Here is a 16,453-nt window from a genome sequence, read left to right on the forward strand (position 1 = left end):
GGGTATACTCCCGCTCTTTAAATCGCAGCCCAAGAAACAGGTGAATTTCGTGAGCCAGCCTACGCCAGCCGTGCGTACCTTCCAAGACTTGATCCTCGCGCTCCAGCAATACTGGGCCGAGCAAGGTTGTGTGGTACTTCAGCCCTACGATATGGAAGTAGGCGCCGGCACTTTCCACACCGCGACCTTCCTGCGCGCCATCGGCCCGGAAATCTGGAACGCCGCTTACGTACAGCCAAGCCGCCGTCCGACTGATGGCCGTTACGGCGAAAACCCGAACCGTCTGCAGCACTACTATCAGTTCCAGGTAGTCCTGAAGCCGAACCCGGACAATTTCCAGGAACTGTATCTGGGCTCGCTCAAGCATGTCGGTCTCGACCCGCTGGTGCACGACATCCGTTTCGTCGAAGACAACTGGGAATCGCCGACCCTCGGCGCCTGGGGTCTGGGCTGGGAAGTCTGGCTCAACGGCATGGAAGTCACTCAGTTCACCTACTTCCAGCAAGCGGGCGGCATCGAGTGCTACCCGGTGACCGGCGAGATCACCTACGGTCTCGAGCGGCTGGCGATGTACCTGCAAGGCGTGGATTCGGTCTACGACCTGGTCTGGGCTGACGGCCCGTTCGGCAAAGTCACCTATGGCGATGTGTTCCACCAGAACGAAGTGGAGCAGTCCACCTACAACTTCGAACACGCCAACGTCGACAAACTGTTCGAGCTGTTCGACTTCTATGAAAGCGAAGCCAAGCGCCTGATCGAACTCGACCAGCCGCTGCCGTTGCCGAGCTACGAAATGGTGTTGAAGGCGTCGCACACCTTCAACCTGCTGGATGCGCGCCGGGCGATCTCGGTGACTGCACGTCAGCAATACATTCTGCGCGTGCGCACCCTGGCGCGTTCCGTTGCGCAAGCCTACCTGCTGGCCCGCGCCAAGCTGGGCTTCCCGATGGCGACCCCGGACCTGCGTGACGAAGTACTGGCCAAGCTGGAGGCTGCACAATGAGTGCGCAAGATTTTCTGGTTGAACTGGGCACCGAAGAACTGCCACCCAAAGCTCTGAACACTTTGGCTGATGCGTTCCTCGCCGGTATCGACAAGGGCCTGCAAGCCGCTGGCCTGAGCTACGAAAGCAAAACCGTTTATGCCGCGCCACGGCGTCTGGCGGTGCTGATCACTGCGCTGGCCACTCAGCAGCCGGATCGCAGCATCAACCTCGATGGCCCGCCACGTCAGGCCGCGTTCGACGCTGACGGCAACCCGACTCAGGCCGCCCTGGGCTTCGCCAAGAAGTGTGGCGTCGAGCTGAGCGAAATCGATCAAAGCGGTCCGAAACTGCGCTACAGCCAAAACATCGCCGGCAAGCCGACCGCGAGCCTGTTGCCGACCATCGTCGAAGATTCCCTGAACGACCTGCCGATCCCGAAACGCATGCGTTGGGGTGCGCGCAAGGAAGAGTTCGTGCGTCCGACCCAGTGGCTCGTGATGCTGCTCGGTGATCAGGTCATTGATTGCACGATCCTCGCGCAGAAGGCTGGCCGTGATTCCCGTGGACACCGTTTCCACCATCCGGAAGCCGTACGCATCGGTTCGCCGTCGAGCTACCTCGCCGACTTGCGTGCCGCTTACGTATTGGCCGATGCCAACGAGCGTCGCGAGATCATCAGCAAGCGCACCGAAGAGCTGGCCACCCGTCAGGAAGGCACGGCGATCGTTCCGCCGGCATTGCTTGACGAAGTGACGGCGCTGGTCGAATGGCCGGTGCCGCTGGTGTGTTCGTTCGAGGAACGCTTCCTCGACGTGCCGCAGGAAGCACTGATCACCACCATGCAGGACAACCAGAAGTACTTCTGCCTGCTGGATGCCGACGGCAAGTTGCTGCCACGTTTCATCACCGTGGCCAACATCGAAAGCAAAGACCCGCAGCAGATCATCGCCGGTAACGAGAAAGTGGTTCGCCCACGTCTGACCGACGCCGAGTTCTTCTTCAAGCAGGACAAGAAGCAGAAGCTCGAAGACTTCAACCTGCGCCTGCAGAACGTGGTGTTCCAGGAAAAACTCGGCAGTGTCTACGACAAGGCCGAGCGCGTATCGAAACTGGCCGCGTACATCGCCGCACGCATCGGCGGCAACGCTTCGTGGGCTGCCCGCGCAGGCCTGCTGTCGAAGTGCGACCTGGCCACCGAAATGGTTGGCGAGTTCCCGGAGATGCAAGGCGTCGCCGGTTACTACTACGCCCTCAATGACGGCGAGCCGCAGGACGTCGCGCTGGCGTTGAACGAGCAGTACATGCCACGCGGTGCCGGCGCTGAATTGCCGGCGACCCTGACCGGTGCAGCCGTGGCGATCGCCGACAAGCTCGATACTCTGGTCGGCATCTTCGGTATCGGCATGCTGCCAACCGGCAGCAAAGATCCGTATGCCTTGCGCCGTGCGGCGCTGGGTGTGCTGCGGATCCTGATCGAGAAGCAACTGGATCTGGATCTGAACGACGCCGTGGCTTTCGCGGTGAATGCGTTCGGCGGCAAGGTCAAGGCGGCCGGCCTCAACGAAGCCGTGCTGGAATTCATCTTCGACCGTCTGCGGGCGCGTTATGAAGACGAAGGCGTCGATGTCGCCACTTACCTGTCGGTACGTGCGCTCAAGCCAGGCTCGGCGCTGGACTTCGACCAGCGTGTGCAGGCGGTGCAGGCCTTCCGCAAACTGCCGGAAGCAGCAGCGCTGGCGGCGGTGAACAAGCGTGTGTCGAACCTGTTGAGCAAAGTCGAAGGCTCGGTACCGACCGTGGTCGAGGCCAAGTACTTCGACAACGCCAACGAGTTCTCGCTGTACTCGGCGATCCAACAGGCGGATCAAGCGGTACAGCCGATGGCCGCCGCACGTCAGTACAACGAATCGCTGGCACGCCTGGCCGCCCTGCGCGAGCCGGTGGATGCGTTCTTCGACGCGGTGATGGTCAATGCCGACGATGCCAATGTGCGGGCCAACCGTTATGCGCTGCTGGCGCGTCTGCGTGGCCTGTTCCTCGGTGTTGCCGACATTTCGCTGCTGGGTTGAGGGATTGCTGTTGAAACTGCTGATTCTCGATCGTGACGGCGTGATCAATTACGACTCCGATGCCTACATCAAGTCGGTGGAGGAGTGGATTCCGCTGCCCGGCTCGATCGAAGCGATTGCGCAGTTGAGCAAGGCCGGCTGGACGGTGGCGGTGGCCACCAACCAGTCGGGCATTGCTCGCGGCTACTACGACCTCGCCACCCTGGAGGCCATGCACGCGCGCCTGCGCGAGCTGGTCGCGGAGCAGGGCGGCGAAGTCGGCTTGATCGTGTATTGCCCGCATGGCCCGGACGAAGGCTGCGATTGTCGCAAACCGAAACCGGGAATGTTGAAAACCATTGCCGAGCATTACACGGTGCCGTTGACCAACGTCTGGTTCGTCGGCGACAGCCTTGGTGACCTGGAGGCCGCCAAAGCCGTCGATTCACAGCCAGTTTTGGTGAAGACCGGGAAAGGCGAAAAGACTCAGGGCAAAACCCTGCCGGTTGGCACTCTGATTTTTGACGATCTGGCGGCGATTGCCGCAGAACTTATCCACAACTAGAGTACTTCTGAATTTCCTGGCCAGGGATTGCTCGGGAGTGCGCTTGAACAGTCGGGCATTGCCCCGTAACGGTAACCGTCGCCATGTCGATACTGCGGGCCTTCAGAATCTTTCTTTTCTATCTGCTGCTGGGCACAACAGCGTTGCTGTGGTGCAGCCTGAGCTTTTTCATCGCGCCGTTTCTGTCCTTCAAGGCGCGCTATCGTTTCATCAACGTGTACTGGTGCCGTTGCGCCCTGTGGCTGACCAAGGTGTTCCTTGGCATCCGCTACGAAATCAAAGGCGCGGAAAACGTGCCAGACCGGCCCTGCGTGATTCAATCGAACCACCAGAGCACTTGGGAGACGTTCTTTCTCTCCGCTTATTTCTCGCCATTGAGCCAGGTGCTCAAGCGCGAATTGCTTTACGTGCCGTTCTTCGGCTGGGCCATGGCCATGCTGCGCCCGATCGCCATCGACCGCGACAACCCAAAAGCGGCGCTCAAACAAGTCGCGGCCAAAGGCGACGAGCTGCTCAAGGACAACGTCTGGGTGCTGATCTTTCCGGAAGGGACACGAGTCCCGTACGGCACCGTCGGAAAATTCTCCCGCAGTGGCAGCGCTTTGGCGGTGAATGCGGCGCTTCCAGTACTGCCGATTGCACACAATGCCGGCAAGTTCTGGCCGAAAATCGGCTGGGGTAAACAGGCCGGAGTGATCACCGTGGTCATCGGCGAACCGATGTATGCCGAAGGTAGCGGGCCGCGCGCCATCGCTGAGCTCAATGACCGCGTGCAGGCGTGGAACGAGAAAACCCAGCGCGATATGGGCTCGCTGCCACCGGCGCCACAGGCACCGACCGCGAGTGACCAACTGGCTGTCTGATTTTTGTGGATAACCTGTGTACGCTTTTGCTTCAAAAGTCCGTAATCGTTTTTTAACTTATTGATTTTAGTCGATATTTCCAAATCGATAAGTTGAACGAAATCCGTGCATAAGTTTTATTCGGATGTAAAAAAACCGGCTGTTATAGCCGGTTTTTTTGTGTCCGTTCATTCGGCAATCAGCGGCAACTCGATGCGGAATGTGGTTCCCGCATCGACAACGCTGTGACACTCGATCTTGCCGCCATGATGATCAATCACCGCTTTCACCATCGACAGACCCAAGCCCACGCCGTCGATGCCTTGAGCCGAGGAAAAACGCCGATACTGGCTGAACAGGTCAGGCAATTCATCGGCAGCAATTCCTTTGCCCTGATCGTTCAACACGCAGCGCAGCCACTGTCCATTACAGCTGACCTTCAATTGCACCGTGCTGTTTGCCGGACTGTACTTGATCGCGTTTTCCAGCAGATTGAACAGGGCGCGCGTCAGCAATCCCTGATCGGCCAGAATCAGCCGCTCCTGACATTGCTCATCGACCTCGTTGAGCAGCTCGATGCGTTTCTGCTGGGCGATGGGCAAGGCCTGATCCAGCACGTCCAAAACCAGCATCGCGAATAACGTCGGGCGGAACTGGTAGGTCTCGGACTCAGCTCGCGCCAACAAGACGAAACCATCGGTCAGATCCAGCGCCCGGCGGACCTGACGCTCAATCTGCTCGAACAACGGCGTATCAGCGCCGGCCTGATGACGATGCACATCAAGCAGGGCGAGGATCGCCGAATGGGGCGCGCGCAGGTCATGGGACAGAAAACGCAGCAGGACGCCGCGTTGCTCCTCGGCCGCACGCTCGGCACTCAAATCCGTCAGGCTGAGCAACCAGCCGATCGGCGTATCGCCATCGACCGGCAGTAGCGCCGCTCTCTCCAGGCGCAGGCTGCGCTCCTTGTGATCGCGAAATTCCAGCAGCGGCAGAGTGGCCAGCGGCGGTCGCGGCGCTGTGGATAATTCCGGATAGCCGAGCCGTGCCAGTTGATCGAGCACGTCATCGTCCACCAGCGCATCTTCAAACAGCTCGCGCGCCTTACGATTGCCCAGCAGGATCTTGCCCTGCGGATCACTGATCAGCGTCGCTACCGGCAGGTATTCCAGGCCATCGGCAATGAAGCGCCGGGTATCACGGGTGCGGCTCATGGCTTGTTCGAGCGCCACGATCTGGCCTTGCAACTGGTCAGCACCGGTGAAACGAGTCCGGCGGCGTTCAGGGAAGACTTTCGGTTCACTGTCCAGACGCGCCAGCTCCCAGCCGAAATAGGTCAGCACCACACTCAGGCGCCGCCAGTTCCAGATCAGGTAACCGAACAACATGCCCAGCGCAGCAGATGTGGGCGACCACCAGTAGCGTACTTCGGCGAGCAGGGCACTGCTGATCAGCGCACCGGCCATGCCGATCAAAGTTACCCACAACGCCCAACGCGGTCGCCACAGCAACAATCCCAGCACACACGCGACCATCGCCATCGACAGCAACGCGCCGAGCGCTGGCGACGGATTGTGCAGGTTGAACTGGGCGCGATAAGACAACAAGGCAGTCAGTGGCAATAGCACTAGACTTATCCACAACCACTCGCGCACCAGCCGCCGGAACAGACGCTGGACCTGACTCGGCTCCCGACTTTCACGTCGGCGTTGAGTGTTATGCATGAGGCAAAGGGCAGGGCAGTGGGAATGGTTTCATAGGTCTCAGGTCTGAGGCGTAGACCCGAAGAATCATAGCGGACGTCGACCATCGACGGGCTGCTTCTTTCATCGTGGCCGGGGAGTCGTTATTGTCGACATCCCAGCCCCAGCGACAAGGAACACCGCCGATGCGCGTTGCCATTCTGGACGACGAACCCGCCGAACTGCGCCGGGTCGAGCAAACCCTGGAGCAAATGGCCGAAGCTGGGGAACAGCCGTGGTCACTGCACAGCTTCGATCGTGGCGAAGACTTGTTGCGCCAGTTACGCCGGGAAACGTTCGACCTGCTGATCCTCGACTGGCAACTTCCCGACCTCACGGGTCTGGCACTGCTGCGCTGGACCCGTGAACACATGGACGCGCCACCGGCAGCCATCATGCTGACCAGTCGCGACGGCGAGAGCGATATCGTGCAAGCCTTGAATGCCGGGGCCGACGATTATGTCAGCAAGCCGTTTCGCCCGAATGAGTTGAAGGCGAGGGTGGCTGCGGTATTGCGCCGGCATAGCCAACCGCGCAGCGCGGCGGGGGAGGTGCAGAGTTTCCACGATCTGACCTTCGATGACGCGGAATTGACCGTTACCCGTGAAGGTAAACCGATCCTTATGACCGAGCGCGAGTACCGACTGGCGCGGTGTCTGTTCAGCAACCTGGGCCGGCCGCTGTCACGAGATTATCTGTACGAGCGCTTCTGGCCGAACGAGGAGACAACGTCTTCGCGGCCGCTGGACACGCACATCTACCGATTGCGCAACAAGCTCGGGCTCACGGCTGATCGGGGTTGGCAGCTATTGACGATCTATGGGTATGGGTATCGTCTGGAAAGTGTCGCATCTGCGGTTGAGTAGCCCATCCCGAACAAAATGCCCGGAATAGCTTAGAAGGACAGACCCTGAAATAAAAAAGGCCAACGCAATGCGTTGGCCTTTTTCGTTGCCGCCAATCTGGATCAGAAATCCAGGTTGGAAACCGCCAACGCGTTGCTCTCGATGAAGTCCCGGCGAGGTTCGACCGCATCACCCATCAGGGTGTTGAAGATCTGGTCTGCGCCGATGGCATCTTCGATGGTGACTTTCAGCATGCGCCGCACGCTTGGGTCCATGGTGGTTTCCCACAGCTGATCCGGGTTCATTTCGCCCAGACCTTTGTATCGCTGGATTGTGTGGCGCTTGGTGCTTTCAGCCATCAGCCAGTCCAGTGCTTCCTTGAACTCGGTAACGGCTTTCTTGCGCTCGCCGCGCTGGATGTACGCGCCTTCGTCGAGCAGGGTGCTCAGTTGCGCGCCCAGGGTGACCACGGTTTTGTAGTCGTTGCTGCCGAAGAAGTCGCGGTTGAAGGTGACGTAGTTCGACAGGCCGTGAGAGATCAGTTCGACCTCTGGCAGCCAGACGCCACGTTCACGGTCTTCGCGCAGGCTGGCCTTGTAGACCAGGCCAGACTTCTCGTTGGTACGCAGACGGACTTCGTACTGGGCCAGCCACTCTTGCATTGCTGCATGGTCGCCCAGGGTTTCCAGGCTGACGGCTGGCAGGTAGATGAAGTGCTCGGTCAGTTCCTGTGGGTACAGGCGCGACAGACGCTTGAGGGTCTTCATGACCATGCGGAAGTCATTCACCAGACGTTCCAGCGCTTCACCGGAAATGCCCGGGGCTTCTTCGTTCAGGTGCAAGCTTGCATCTTCCAGAGCCGACTGCGTCATGTACTCTTCCATGGCGTCGTCGTCTTTGATGTACTGCTCTTGCTTGCCTTTCTTGACCTTGTACAGCGGTGGCTGGGCGATGTAGATATAGCCGCGCTCGATTAGCTCTGGCAACTGACGGAAGAAGAACGTCAACAGCAGGGTACGGATGTGCGAACCGTCGACGTCAGCATCGGTCATGATGATGATGTTGTGATAGCGCAACTTGTCGATGTTGTACTCTTCGCGACCGATGCCGCAGCCCAGCGCGGTGATCAGCGTGCCCACTTCCTGGGACGAGATCATCTTGTCGAAGCGTGCCTTCTCGACGTTGAGAATCTTGCCCTTCAACGGCAGGATCGCCTGGGTCTTGCGGTTACGTCCCTGCTTGGCAGAGCCGCCCGCGGAGTCACCCTCCACCAGGTACAGTTCGGACAACGCCGGGTCTTTTTCCTGGCAGTCAGCGAGCTTGCCCGGCAGGCCGGCAATGTCCAGCGCGCCTTTGCGGCGGGTCATCTCACGGGCCTTGCGCGCAGCTTCACGGGCACGGGCGGCGTCGATCATCTTGCCGACCACCAGCTTGGCTTCGTTCGGGTTTTCCAGGAGGAAGTCGGAGAAGTACTTGCCCATTTCCTGTTCGACCGCGGTCTTCACTTCGGAAGAGACCAGCTTGTCTTTGGTCTGCGAGCTGAACTTCGGATCCGGTACTTTCACCGAAATGATCGCGGTCAGGCCTTCACGGGCATCGTCACCGGTGGTGGCGACTTTGTGCTTCTTCGCCAGACCTTCCTGCTCGATATAGTTGTTCAGGTTACGCGTCAGTGCCGAACGGAAGCCCACCAGGTGGGTGCCGCCGTCGCGCTGCGGAATGTTGTTGGTGAAGCACAACAGGTTCTCGTTGAAGCTGTCGTTCCACTGCAGGGCGATTTCCACGCCGATGCCGTCTTCACGCTGGATGTTGAAGTGGAACACCTGGTTGACCGCAGTCTTGTTGGTGTTCAGGTATTCAACGAACGCACGCAGGCCACCTTCATACTTGAACAGCTCTTCCTTACCGCTGCGCTCGTCCTTGAGAACAATGCCGACACCGGAGTTGAGGAAGGACAATTCACGAATGCGCTTGGCGAGGATGTCCCAGCTGAAGTGAATGTTCTTGAAGGTTTCGCTGGAAGCCTTGAAGTGGATCTGGGTACCGGTGGTTTCGCTGTCGCCAACGATGGCCATCGGTGCCTGAGGTACGCCGTGGACGTAGGTCTGTTCCCAGATCTTGCCGCTGCGGCGCACAGTCAGGACCAGCTCTTCGGACAGTGCGTTCACTACCGACACACCTACGCCGTGCAGACCGCCGGATACCTTGTACGAGTTGTCGTCGAACTTACCGCCAGCGTGGAGGACGGTCATGATGACCTCGGCGGCGGAGACGCCTTCCTCTTTATGCACGTCTACCGGGATGCCACGACCGTTGTCTTTAACGGTGATGGATTCGTCCGGGTGGATGATGATGCTGATGTCGTCGCAATGGCCGGCGAGGGCTTCGTCGATCGAGTTGTCGACCACCTCGAACACCATGTGGTGCAGACCGCTGCCATCGTCGGTGTCACCAATGTACATACCGGGACGTTTGCGTACGGCATCCAGGCCTTTCAGCACTTTAATGCTCGTTGAGTCGTACGTATTTTCTTCGCTCAATGCCTTCACTCCCGATGGTCGTGGGTCTGGGTGATACGGCCCTGTTCCACGTGGAACAAAGCGACTGGCGTTTCCGTCTGCCAGCCTTCCCTCAGTAATTCGTGATCTACACAAGTGATGAACACCTGGCAGCGTAAGTCTTCCAGCAAGCGGCATAGCGCGCGACGGTGGCTCTCGTCCAGCTCGGACGGCAAGTCATCCACCAGATAAATACATTGTCCGCGACGGGCCTGGCTGACCAGGTGCCCCTGGGCAATCCGCAGCGCACAGACCACCAGCTTTTGCTGACCCCGGGACAAGATGTCCGCGGCATTGTGTGCGCCCAATCTGAGACGCAAATCAGCGCGTTGCGGGCCGGCTTGGGTGTGCCCCATCTGCTGATCCCGTTGCACGGAAGCGGCAAGTACGGCGCTCAATTCGCGGTCCTTGTCCCAGCCTCGGTAATAGCTGAGCGTCAAACCCTCGAGCTCAACCAGTTCGCTCAAGGTCTGCTCGAAGACCGGTTTCAAGGCTGTGATGTAAGCGCGGCGGTATTCATCGATTTCAGCGCTGGCCTGACACAGTTCCCTGTCCCAGACCGCTTGCGAAACGGCGTCAAGTGTACCATGCCGCAGCCAGGAGTTTCTCTGGCGCAAGGCCTTCTGCAAACGCTGCCAGGTGGCCATGAAACGCGGTTCAACGTGGAACACGCCCCAGTCGAGAAACTGCCGGCGAATCTTCGGCGCGCCTTCCAGCAGACGGAAGCTGTCCGGGTTGATCAACTGCAACGGCAGGATCTCCGCCAACTGCGCAGCGCTTCGGGCGTTCTGGCCATCGATGCGAATCTGGAACTCTCCCTGACGGTCGCGAGAAATCCCCAGCGCACTGTGTCCGCCTTCAGCCAGTTCAACCTGACCGAACACGGTACAGGCGAGCTGTTCGTACTGAATCACCGGCAAAAGCCGCGTGCTGCGAAACGAACGGGCGAGCCCCAGCAGATGAATGGCTTCCAGAACACTGGTTTTGCCGCTGCCGTTGGCGCCGTAAAGAATGTTGATGCGGGGGGAGGGGGAGAAGGTCACCGGGTGCAGATTGCGCACCGCGGTGACCGAAACACGACTTAACGACATTCAGGATCAGCTGATTACAGACGCATCGGCATGACAACATAAGCCGAATCGTCATTGTCGGACTCTTGCACCAGCGCACTGCTGTTGGAGTCGGACAGGATCAGGCGAACCTGCTCGGTGGTCATCACGCCCAGCACGTCGAGCAGGTAGCTGACGTTGAATCCGATTTCCAGCGAGCCGCCGTTGTATTCAACGCCCACTTCTTCTTCCGCTTCTTCCTGCTCCGGGTTGTTGGCCTGGATCTTCAACTGACCGCTGGCCAGTTGCAGACGGATACCACGGTATTTCTCGTTGGACAGAATCGCGGTACGGCTGAACGCTTCGCGCAGTGCCTGACGATCACCGAGTACGAGTTTGTCACCACCTTTCGGCAGTACGCGCTCGTAATCCGGGAATTTACCGTCGACCAGTTTCGAGGTGAAGGTGAACTCGCCAGTGGTGGCGCGGATGTGGTGCTGGCCGAGGACGATGCTGACATTGCCATCCGGCTCGGTGAGCAGACGCGCCAGTTCGAGGATGCCTTTGCGCGGCACGATCACCTGATGGCGATCCGGCTGACCGATATCGGCCTGCATCGAGCACATCGCCAGACGGTGGCCGTCGGTAGCCACGGCGCGGATCACACCAGCGGAAACTTCCAGCAGCATGCCGTTGAGGTAGTAACGCACGTCCTGCTGGGCCATGGCGAAGCTGGTGCGTTCGATCAAGCGACGCAGCTTGCTCTGCTCCAGGCTGCAGGTCAGCGAGCCCGGGCCTTCTTCGACGGTCGGGAAGTCATTGGCCGGCAGGGTCGACAGGGTGAACCGGCTACGACCGGCCTTTACCACCAGTTTCTGCTCGTCGACCTTGATGTCGATCAGCGCATCGTTGGGCAGGCTTTTGCAGATGTCCATCAACTTGCGCGCCGGCACGGTGATGGAGCCAGTTTCGGCCGGCTCTTCGAGTTGCACACGACCGACCAGCTCGACTTCCAGGTCGGTACCGGTCAGCGACAGTTGCTGGCCTTCGACGACCAACAGCACGTTGGACAGTACCGGCAAGGTCTGTCGGCGCTCGACGACGCCTGCGACCAGTTGCAGGGGTTTCAACAGGGCTTCGCGTTGAATGGTGAAATGCATGGTCTAGTCCCTTGCCTTAATAAGCTGCGCTGGTGTTCATCAAGTGGTCAGTGTACGCAGCAGGTTCTTGTAGTCCTCGCGGATGTCCGCGTCGGATTCCTTAAGTTCGTTGATCTTGCGGCAGGCGTGCAACACGGTGGTGTGGTCGCGGCCGCCAAACACATCGCCGATTTCCGGCAGGCTGTGGTTGGTCAGTTCCTTGGACAACGCCATGGCGACCTGACGCGGACGAGCCACCGAGCGCGAACGGCGCTTGGACAGCAGGTCGGAAATCTTGATCTTGTAATACTCGGCGACTGTGCGCTGAATGTTATCCACAGAGACCAGTTTGTCCTGCAACGCCAGCAAGTCTTTCAGGGATTCGCGGATCAGCTCGATGGTGATGTCGCGACCCATGAAGTGCGAGTGGGCGATTACGCGCTTCAGCGCACCTTCCAGCTCACGGACGTTGGAGCGAATGCGCTGGGCAATGAAGAATGCGGCGTCGTGTGGCAGATCGACTTTGGCCTGATCGGCCTTCTTCATCAGGATCGCCACGCGGGTTTCCAGCTCCGGCGGCTCGACCGCAACGGTCAGGCCCCAGCCGAAGCGGGATTTAAGGCGTTCTTCAAGGCCTTCGATTTCTTTAGGGTAGCGGTCACTGGTGAGAATGACCTGCTGACCACCTTCAAGCAGCGCGTTGAAGGTGTGGAAAAACTCTTCCTGGGAACGCTCCTTACGGGCGAAGAACTGAATATCGTCGATCAACAAAGCGTCCACTGAACGGTAGAAACGTTTGAATTCGTTGATGGCGTTCAACTGCAGCGCCTTGACCATGTCGGCCACGAAGCGCTCGGAATGGAGGTACACGACCTTGGCATTCGGATTCTTCTTTAATAGATGGTTGCCCACCGCGTGCATCAAGTGGGTTTTACCCAGGCCGACGCCACCATAAAGGAACAGCGGGTTATAGCCGTGCTTGGGATTGTCCGCCACCTGCCAGGCCGCCGCACGGGCGAGCTGGTTGGATTTACCTTCGACGAAATTCTCGAAGGTGAACGTGCGGTTCAGGTAACTGGTGTGCTTGAGCGCACCTTCTACCTGCACGGTGCGCTGTTCAGCGCGAACCGGCGCCTGCTGCGAGGCGGCACCGGCCATCGGGTCGAAGCTGTCGCGGGACGGCTCTTCGCTGACTTCGGCGGCCTTCTGTGTGGAACGCTTGGCCGGAGCAGGCGTTGGCGCGGGTGCCGGATTGCTTGCTGGCACATTATTGGCCTGCGCCTGAGCAACCTGCGCGGCCGCCAGTGGTGCGTTGGGTGCGGCACGAGGTGCCGAGCTGCGTTTGCTGCCTATTAATAAGGACAGCGCAGGCGTCGAGCCATTGCCGTGCTCATCCAGCAGTTCAAGGACGCGGCCCAGGTACTTTTCGTTGACCCAGTCCAACACGAAACGATTAGGTGCGTAGACGCGCAACTCGTCGCCTTCGGCTTCGACCTGTAGTGGACGGATCCAGGTGTTGAATTGTTGGGCAGGCAGCTCTTCGCGCAAAAGCTCCACGCACTGCTGCCAAAGTTCCACTGACACGGATATCCCCTAAGTTGAAAGCCGGTGAGGCAAAAACAAGCGGCCATTGTAGCGGCGAGCGGTTCACTTATCCACATGCAGCTAGGTCCATCACCATCATTTATCAATGCTTTGAAGCATTAAAAGGCGACCAACGGCATGTGAATAAGCCCTGTGGATAAACACCACTGAGGGCACTGGACAAGTGGGGGCTAAACTCGGTGGATAACCGGCCTGTGGATAACAGACCATTCCACGCACAGCTTATCCGATAGCGCAGCACAGGCTGAACACGGTTTTCCACTGTAGTTGTCATTCTCTGTACGCCGCGTGGAATAAGGCCCAAAGATAGTTATCCACAGAAGATGGCGTACCTAGCTTTTATAAGCTTTACAGAAAAGCTTTAAATAATTCCCTTCTTTATTTCTATATCTGGCTGAGAGGCTTTCGAGCGAAAACCCTGCGTGGATCTATTTATAAGGAAACGCTGGTTGGAAATTGACCTGAAGGCTTGCTTTCTCTAGAATCCCCGGTCTCTTAAAACGGGGGCCATTCCGGCCCGTTGTGGACGAACCAGGTAACACGACATGAAACGTACTTTCCAACCAAGCACTATCAAACGCGCTCGTACCCACGGTTTCCGTGCTCGCATGGCTACCAAGAACGGCCGCGCAGTCCTGTCGCGTCGTCGCGCCAAAGGTCGTGCGCGTCTGGCAGTTTGATAATCCGGTACTGGAGGTGAGTCAGGACTTCAGTCGGGAAAAGCGTCTGCTTACCCCCCGGCATTTCAAGGCAGTCTTTGACTCCCCTACCGGCAAGGTTCCGGGGAAAAATCTCCTGCTCCTTGCACGCAACAACGATCTTGATCACCCCCGTCTCGGGCTGGTTATCGGGAAAAAGAGCGTAAAGCTCTCCGTTGAGCGCAATCGCCTCAAACGTCTGATGCGCGAATCGTTCCGTCTGCACCAGGATTCACTGGTCGGTTGGGACATCGTTATCGTCGCGCGCAAAGGTTTGGGTGATGTAGAAAACCCCGAATTGATTCAGCATTTCGGCAAACTCTGGAAGCGTCTGGCACGCAACAAGCCCGTTCCGGCAGTCAAAACCGAAACTGTAGGGGTAGACAGTACCGATGCGTAAACTGGCCCTCGTTCCGATCCAGTTTTATCGCTATGCCATTAGTCCTTTAATGGCCAGCCACTGTCGCTTCTACCCCAGTTGTTCCTGCTACGCGTATGAAGCCATTGAAAATCATGGCCTTCTGCGCGGTGGCTGGCTGACCTTTCGTCGTTTAGGTCGCTGTCATCCGTGGAATCCCGGTGGTTATGACCCGGTTCCACCTGTCCCTACCTCCCGTTCTTCTTCGATGGCCGAGTAATCATGGATATCAAACGCACGATCCTGATCGTCGCCCTGGCAATCGTGTCCTACGTCATGGTTCTTAAATGGAACCAGGATTATGGCCAGGCTGCCCTGCCGACTCAGAATGTTGCTTCCAGTACGACTACATCCGGTTTGCCGGACACCGCCACTGGCACAAATGCTGCCGCCAGTGACGATATTCCGCGCGCCGCCAGCGATACCAGTGCACCAGCGGAAACGCCGGTTGCTGCCAGCAAAGACCTGATTCAGGTCAAGACCGATGTGCTCGATCTGGCGATCGATCCACAGGGTGGCGATGTTGCGCAACTGACTCTGCCTCTGTATCCACGTCGTCAGGACCGTCCTGACGTGCCGTTCCAGTTATTCGATAACGGCGGCGAACGTGTGTATCTGGCGCAAAGCGGTCTGATCGGCACCAACGGCCCGGATGCAAACCCGGCCGGTCGTCCGGTTTATTCGTCGGAGAAGAAGGTTTACCAACTGGCTGACGGTCAGGATCAACTCGTCGTTGACCTGAAATTCAGCAAGGACGGTGTCAACTACATCAAGCGTTTCACCATGAAACGTGGCCTGTACGACGTCGCTGTCTCCTACATTGTGGATAACCAGAGCGCTCAGCCCTGGAACGGCGCAATGTTTGCCCAGTTGAAGCGCGACGCCAGCGCTGATCCTTCATCGACCACTGCTACTGGCACCGCGACTTACCTGGGCGCTGCCCTGTGGACAAGTTCCGAGCCGTACAAGAAAGTGTCGATGAAGGACATGGACAAGGCGCAGCTCAAGGAAACCGTCACCGGTGGTTGGGTAGCCTGGCTGCAACACTACTTCGTGACCGCGTGGATTCCGGCGAAGGGCGAAAACAACATCGTCCAGACCCGTAAAGACAGCAAAGGCAACTACATCATTGGTTACACCGGTCCTACTTTGACCGCTGCTCCAGGTGCAAAAGTTGAAACCAGCGCTGTGCTGTACGCCGGTCCGAAAAGCCAGGCTGTGCTGAAAGAGTTGTCCCCAGGTCTGGAACTGACTGTCGACTACGGCATTCTGTGGTTCATTGCCCAGCCGATCTTCTGGTTGCTGCAACATATCCACGCCATCGTCGGTAACTGGGGCTGGTCGATCATCTTCCTGACCATGCTGATCAAAGGGATTTTCTTCCCGCTGTCGGCCGCCAGCTACAAGTCGATGGCGCGCATGCGTGCCGTGGCGCCGAAACTGGCTGCGCTGAAAGAGCAACATGGCGATGACCGGCAGAAAATGTCGCAGGCCATGATGGAGCTGTACAAGAAAGAGAAGATCAATCCACTGGGCGGCTGCTTGCCGATCCTCGTGCAGATGCCAGTCTTCCTTTCGCTGTACTGGGTTCTGCTGGAAAGCGTGGAAATGCGTCAGGCGCCGTTCATGCTGTGGATCACTGACTTGTCGATCAAGGATCCGTTCTTCATTCTGCCGATCATCATGGGCGCAACCATGTTCATCCAGCAGCAGCTGAACCCGACTCCTCCGGATCCGATGCAGGCGAAAGTGATGAAAATGATGCCAATCATCTTCACCTTCTTCTTCCTGTGGTTCCCGGCGGGTCTGGTGCTGTACTGGGTTGTGAACAACTGCCTGTCGATTGCACAACAGTGGTACATCACGCGTAAGATCGAAGCGGCGACGAAAAAAGCCGAGGCGTAACTTGGACTGTGGATAACACCACTCAAAACGCCCCCTAGTGGGGCGTTTTGCTAT

General features: G+C 58.4%; 14 protein-coding genes. 9 read left to right on the plus strand and 5 right to left on the minus strand.

Annotated features, from left to right (window positions below; all coding sequences use genetic code 11):
- Positions 1-49 precede the first annotated feature (49 nt).
- From glyQ to AC4IHP_RS00545, 4 genes are all read left to right on the plus strand, one after another.
- Complete coding sequence (gene glyQ / locus AC4IHP_RS00530) at positions 50-1,003, plus strand: glycine--tRNA ligase subunit alpha (RefSeq protein ID WP_490830620.1); 954 nt, start codon at positions 50-52, stop codon at positions 1,001-1,003.
- Positions 1,000-3,054, plus strand: coding sequence for a glycine--tRNA ligase subunit beta (glyS, locus tag AC4IHP_RS00535; RefSeq protein ID WP_490830621.1), 2,055 nt, complete (start codon positions 1,000-1,002; stop codon positions 3,052-3,054). Before glyQ ends, glyS begins: the two co-directional genes overlap by 4 nt.
- A gap of 4 nt (positions 3,055-3,058) precedes the next feature.
- A complete protein-coding gene (gmhB, locus tag AC4IHP_RS00540; RefSeq protein ID WP_164488352.1) occupies positions 3,059-3,598 on the plus strand; it encodes a D-glycero-beta-D-manno-heptose 1,7-bisphosphate 7-phosphatase in 540 nt (179 codons plus the stop codon).
- 83 nt (positions 3,599-3,681) lie between these two features.
- A complete protein-coding gene (locus tag AC4IHP_RS00545) occupies positions 3,682-4,461 on the plus strand; it encodes a lysophospholipid acyltransferase family protein (RefSeq protein WP_460122547.1) in 780 nt (259 codons plus the stop codon).
- Between the two features lie 167 nt (positions 4,462-4,628).
- Here AC4IHP_RS00545 and AC4IHP_RS00550 read toward each other — a convergent pair whose 3' ends face one another.
- On the minus strand, positions 4,629-6,164 hold the full coding sequence (locus tag AC4IHP_RS00550; RefSeq protein ID WP_490830622.1) for a sensor histidine kinase: 1,536 nt from the start codon (positions 6,162-6,164) through the stop codon (positions 4,629-4,631).
- A 164-nt stretch (positions 6,165-6,328) separates the two neighbouring features.
- Here AC4IHP_RS00550 and AC4IHP_RS00555 point away from each other — a divergent pair, with 164 nt between their 5' ends.
- Positions 6,329-7,048, plus strand: a complete 720-nt coding sequence (locus tag AC4IHP_RS00555) for a response regulator transcription factor (protein WP_490830623.1) — start codon at positions 6,329-6,331, stop codon at positions 7,046-7,048.
- A 101-nt stretch (positions 7,049-7,149) separates the two neighbouring features.
- Here the strand turns inward: AC4IHP_RS00555 and gyrB are convergent, their stop codons facing one another.
- Genes gyrB through dnaA form a run of 4 tightly spaced genes read right to left on the minus strand, consistent with a single transcriptional unit; the run spans position 7,150 to position 13,357 of the window.
- A complete protein-coding gene (gene gyrB / locus AC4IHP_RS00560; protein ID WP_024014948.1) occupies positions 7,150-9,567 on the minus strand; it encodes a DNA topoisomerase (ATP-hydrolyzing) subunit B in 2,418 nt (805 codons plus the stop codon).
- A 5-nt stretch (positions 9,568-9,572) separates the two neighbouring features.
- On the minus strand, positions 9,573-10,676 hold the full coding sequence (gene recF / locus AC4IHP_RS00565; RefSeq protein ID WP_056791117.1) for a DNA replication/repair protein RecF: 1,104 nt from the start codon (positions 10,674-10,676) through the stop codon (positions 9,573-9,575).
- Between the two features lie 14 nt (positions 10,677-10,690).
- Entirely contained in the window at positions 10,691-11,794 is a 1,104-nt protein-coding gene (gene dnaN / locus AC4IHP_RS00570) for a DNA polymerase III subunit beta (RefSeq protein WP_016772390.1), read from the minus strand.
- A 39-nt stretch (positions 11,795-11,833) separates the two neighbouring features.
- Positions 11,834-13,357, minus strand: coding sequence for a chromosomal replication initiator protein DnaA (gene dnaA, locus AC4IHP_RS00575; RefSeq protein ID WP_490830624.1), 1,524 nt, complete (start codon positions 13,355-13,357; stop codon positions 11,834-11,836).
- A 566-nt stretch (positions 13,358-13,923) separates the two neighbouring features.
- On the opposite strand from dnaA, the gene rpmH reads away from it, so the two are divergent.
- From rpmH to yidC, 4 genes are read left to right on the plus strand one after another with little or no spacing between them, the layout of a single operon-like run.
- Complete coding sequence (rpmH, locus tag AC4IHP_RS00580; protein WP_003213577.1) at positions 13,924-14,058, plus strand: 50S ribosomal protein L34; 135 nt, start codon at positions 13,924-13,926, stop codon at positions 14,056-14,058.
- Between the two features lie 16 nt (positions 14,059-14,074).
- Complete coding sequence (gene rnpA / locus AC4IHP_RS00585) at positions 14,075-14,476, plus strand: ribonuclease P protein component (RefSeq protein WP_024014946.1); 402 nt, start codon at positions 14,075-14,077, stop codon at positions 14,474-14,476.
- The gene (gene yidD / locus AC4IHP_RS00590; RefSeq protein ID WP_027901580.1) at positions 14,469-14,714 is read left to right on the plus strand and encodes a membrane protein insertion efficiency factor YidD; all 246 of its coding nucleotides are present in this window, start codon (positions 14,469-14,471) and stop codon (positions 14,712-14,714) included. Before rnpA ends, yidD begins: the two co-directional genes overlap by 8 nt.
- Before the next feature lie 2 nt (positions 14,715-14,716).
- Positions 14,717-16,399 (plus strand): membrane protein insertase YidC, encoded by a 1,683-nt coding sequence (gene yidC / locus AC4IHP_RS00595; protein WP_490830625.1) that lies wholly within the window; start codon positions 14,717-14,719, stop codon positions 16,397-16,399.
- The last annotated feature ends 54 nt before the right edge of the window (positions 16,400-16,453 follow it).

This window comes from Pseudomonas sp. UF-293 (genome assembly GCF_058245595.1).

What these genes read in the sequence shown, in the direction of transcription:
- glyS (WP_490830621.1), top strand. Translation starts at nt 1,000, where the DNA reads ATGAGTGCGCAAGATTTTCTGGTTGAACTGGGCACCGAAGAACTGCCA.
- AC4IHP_RS00545 (WP_460122547.1), top strand. Translation starts at nt 3,682, where the DNA reads ATGTCGATACTGCGGGCCTTCAGAATCTTTCTTTTCTATCTGCTGCTG.
- AC4IHP_RS00550 (WP_490830622.1), bottom strand. Translation starts at nt 6,164, where the DNA reads ATGCATAACACTCAACGCCGACGTGAAAGTCGGGAGCCGAGTCAGGTC.
- AC4IHP_RS00555 (WP_490830623.1), top strand. Translation starts at nt 6,329, where the DNA reads ATGCGCGTTGCCATTCTGGACGACGAACCCGCCGAACTGCGCCGGGTC.
- recF (WP_056791117.1), bottom strand. Translation starts at nt 10,676, where the DNA reads ATGTCGTTAAGTCGTGTTTCGGTCACCGCGGTGCGCAATCTGCACCCG.
- dnaN (WP_016772390.1), bottom strand. Translation starts at nt 11,794, where the DNA reads ATGCATTTCACCATTCAACGCGAAGCCCTGTTGAAACCCCTGCAACTG.
- rpmH (WP_003213577.1), top strand. Translation starts at nt 13,924, where the DNA reads ATGAAACGTACTTTCCAACCAAGCACTATCAAACGCGCTCGTACCCAC.
- yidD (WP_027901580.1), top strand. Translation starts at nt 14,469, where the DNA reads ATGCGTAAACTGGCCCTCGTTCCGATCCAGTTTTATCGCTATGCCATT.
- yidC (WP_490830625.1), top strand. Translation starts at nt 14,717, where the DNA reads ATGGATATCAAACGCACGATCCTGATCGTCGCCCTGGCAATCGTGTCC.